This window comes from Pedobacter sp. HMWF019 (assembly GCF_003061025.1).
Classification (GTDB): domain Bacteria; phylum Bacteroidota; class Bacteroidia; order Sphingobacteriales; family Sphingobacteriaceae; genus Pedobacter.
Genome location: NZ_QAIL01000323.1, coordinates 1 through 3,445, shown reverse-complemented (window position 1 = coordinate 3,445; position 3,445 = coordinate 1). Strand labels below are relative to the sequence as shown.

Annotated in this window: 2 protein-coding genes; one reads left to right on the top strand and one right to left on the bottom strand. The window is 38.8% G+C overall.

Annotation, left to right across the window (positions count from 1 at the left end):
- Positions 1 to 22 precede the first annotated feature (22 nt).
- Positions 23 to 2,146 carry a TonB-dependent siderophore receptor gene (locus DBR11_RS18315; protein ID WP_108554085.1) on the bottom strand — a complete coding sequence of 708 codons (2,124 nt, stop codon included), beginning with the start codon at positions 2,144 to 2,146 and terminating at the stop codon, positions 23 to 25.
- Positions 2,147 to 2,313: 167 nt separating this feature from the next.
- Here DBR11_RS18315 and DBR11_RS18310 point away from each other — a divergent pair, with 167 nt between their 5' ends.
- Positions 2,314 to 3,363 carry a hypothetical protein gene (locus DBR11_RS18310; RefSeq protein ID WP_108554084.1) on the top strand — a complete coding sequence of 350 codons (1,050 nt, stop codon included), beginning with the start codon at positions 2,314 to 2,316 and terminating at the stop codon, positions 3,361 to 3,363.
- Positions 3,364 to 3,445: the final 82 nt, after the last annotated feature.

Below are 3,445 nucleotides of genomic sequence, written 5' to 3'. Positions count from 1 at the left end.
GTATTATATATTAAAAAATGGATTATTTTTTTTCCCAGTTATAACTCAAACCAACTATATAAGATCGTCCATAATTCATTACCACTGGTCCCCCCGCACTGTGTGCCAAGCCAGATAAGCCCGCAGTACTGCTAATAGTAGTAATATCAAAGAGATTTTTTACGCCAGCATTAAGATTTAGATTTTTGAATATCTTTTTATCAAACAGGAGGTCGGCGGTATGGAATGCTCCTGTTTTTTCCAGGCTAACATAGTCCGAGCCCTGATCCGTGTGGAGTACGTAAAGAGGCTTTTTGCCACTAAACTTATAGGCTAGATTTACTGTAGCACCTATCTTTTGAAAAGTATAGGTTACATTGGTATTGACCTCGGGACTCCAGGCAAATTTCTCCGATTCTCCCGGTTTCTTTAAATTCTTGTCATATCGGTTGTTAATTCCAATATAGGACAGGCCAAGTGAAATTCGAAAATTATTCATGGACAAGGTATTTTCGAATGCCCCCCCTGTGGTTTTATATTGAGAAATATTAATAAGTGTGGTTTTTGTAGGATCTTCTGCATATAGACCAAAGTCTATCCTATTTCTGAAATTATTGTAAAAACCACTAAGCACAGATCGGAAAGCTGTACTTTCCAGTGGGACTGCAGAGTACACCAGGGAACCGGTAAAACTATTAGACTCCTCTGCCTTTAAGTTCGGATTTCCCATTATGGAGTGACTCGCATCAAAAAAATCATAATAAAGTTCTCTTAAAGCTGGGGCACGGAAACCGCTGGCATAACTCAGCCGCAAATCCAGATCATCTTTTAAGCGGATCTTTGTGTTCAACGATGGAATCACAGGCGGTGCGTTATAAATTGAATTTTTAATAAAACGAAGTCCCGGGCGAATGGTAATCCCTTCAATCCAGTTCAACTCAGAAGAGATGAAAAATGCATAGTCTTGAATAGAAGGTGAGCCCTTAATCCTCGCACCACTTGAGCCATCCAGATTCACTTCGATACCAGGTTGAAAAGAAACCTGATCAGACATTTTATATTGTGCAGTTGTTCTGATGGAAGTAGAGTTGAATTTGGAAATATCCTGCTGCCCTGCTTCTGTACCCGGAGTTTCACTGCCATTTGTATAATCATGAATCATCGTTCTGGTCGTTCTTTTCAGGTTTGAATAGGCAAGAAAACCACTAAACTGCAACTTTTCATTAATCCTATATTCACTTTGCAACTGATTGGTATAACGGTTGGTGATATATTTTTGATTCGTTGACTTGTAATTACCCGGATTGTAACCACCTCTGCTATCGATGGTCTCTTTCACATAGTCTAGTCTGTACCAGACCTGCAGGTTGTCTTTATTATAACCCAGACGGGTATTGGCCAGCCATTGCTCTTTGGGCTTCCACCGGTTAACATCTGCGGCAATATCTGCTGCTGTTGTTAAGGGAGCTGCCTGGTTAAATCCATTAAAATCATTATGAGTTAAACCGCCAAGCACACTCCATCCTTTTTGCTGCCAGCCAGCCCCGAGGTGCTGCAAATGATTTCCCTTTTTTGAAAAAGCCTCGTATTCGTTCCCCACAGTTTCTTCCTGTACCCTTGCATTAATGTTCAGGCTCTTGCCCGAAGGTTTCTTGGTAATGATATTGATTACGCCAGCTAACGCATCAGAACCGTACGATACGGATAATGGTCCTTCTACAATTTCTATGCGTTCAATAGTATTGATGTCTATCTGATTTAAACTTTCGCGAGTATCTGTCCGGTCTATCATTGGCACCCCGTCCAGCAGAATCTTTACACTCCGTCCGGTCATCCCCATTAACTGAACGTCGCTGGTGCCGAGTGTCATGTCGTTGGAAAAACGAAATCCAAGTTCTGTACTTAAAACCTGCTGTACATTAGATGCAGCTCTTAGTCTGATTTGCTCACTATTGATCACCCGGGTTTGATATACGGAGTTCTTTAATGACTGTGGCTCATACTGACCAGTAATAACGACTTCATTCAAATCAGTATATTTCTTTTTATTCCTACCTGTATCCAATCCGGAAGTTCGGTCCTTACCTTTAATTACCTCTTTATTTTTCTGAGCACGAGCTACTCCAACTGTCAAAAAAAGCGTAATTATCAGTAAATAAATTCTCATAAATTACATTATTTAGAATTGTTATAAATAGAACAACAAGTATAGGTGATTATTTAGAATAATTACAAATAATATTTAAAATAATCTATAATCAACTATAAAACAGAAAGATAAATCTTTAAATATCTGGAATTAGGAGAAGTCAGATGATTGTGTATTTTTGTAGCATGAAACTACCTTACCTAGCGGGAACATTCTTAATTGGAATACTAACGATTGGATTATTTGCCAATTGTAATTCAGATGCTAAAAAAGCAAACGGACAAACTAAAACAGCCTCTGCTGCCGGAGAGGATACCACAAAAGTTCAGAAAGAAATAGAACGGAAGCCTATTGATACGGCTAAATATAATGCTATACTGAAAGAACTGGCTAATGGCGATACGACAGGCAGATGGCCCGTAAAAAAACAGCCTTATCCTCTGGCTGGAGCAATATTACCTTTTAAAAGGATTGTGGTTTATTACGGCAACCTGCATTCTAAAAAAATGGGCGCACTTGGAGAATATGCACCTAAAGAAATGTGGAGACGACTTGACGAAGAAGTAAAACACTGGGAAAAGGCAGATCCAACTACTCCTGTACAACCTGGGTTGCATTATATTGCTGCCGTAGCAAGCGGTACTCCAGGCAAAGACGGGAAGTACATTAACCGTATGGCTAATAAACAAATTGATTCTGTTTTAAGCATTGCCAGGATGCGTCCTAATACTATTGTATTTTTAGACCTTCAGGTAGCGTTAAGTAATATCCGGGCAGAATTGCCACATATCGAAAAGTACCTTGAACTTCCCTTTGTACATTTGGGTATAGATCCGGAATTTTCGATGAAAGATGGATCTCTTCCCGGCAAAAAAATAGGTACTTATGATGCGGCAGATATCAATTATGTTTCTCAATACCTTGCCGATATTGTTAAAAAGCACAATCTTCCTCCAAAAGTATTTACTGTTCACCGTTTTACTAAAAAAATGGTAACAAACTATCAAAACATTAAATTACGTCCTGAAGTTCAGATCGTGATGCACATGGATGGATGGGGTGAACCTGAACTAAAAAAAGGAACTTATCGTCATTTCATCTTTTCAGAACCGGTACAGTTCACTGGTTTCAAGTTGTTCTACAAGAACGATTTGAAAAAAGCGCCAAACAAGATGATGACACCAGAGGAACTATTAAAACTAAAACCTAAGCCGATTTATATTCAATACCAATAAATCGTTTAAAAAGTATAAAAAAAGGGTCCTAATTATTAGGGCCCTTTTTTATTAAACAACAAATAGGTACATAGCCATCCAA

Coding starts and splice junctions, on each gene's coding strand:
- DBR11_RS18310 (WP_108554084.1), top strand. CDS start 2,314: ATGAAACTACCTTACCTAGCGGGAACATTCTTAATTGGAATACTAACG.
- DBR11_RS18315 (WP_108554085.1), bottom strand. CDS start 2,146: ATGAGAATTTATTTACTGATAATTACGCTTTTTTTGACAGTTGGAGTA.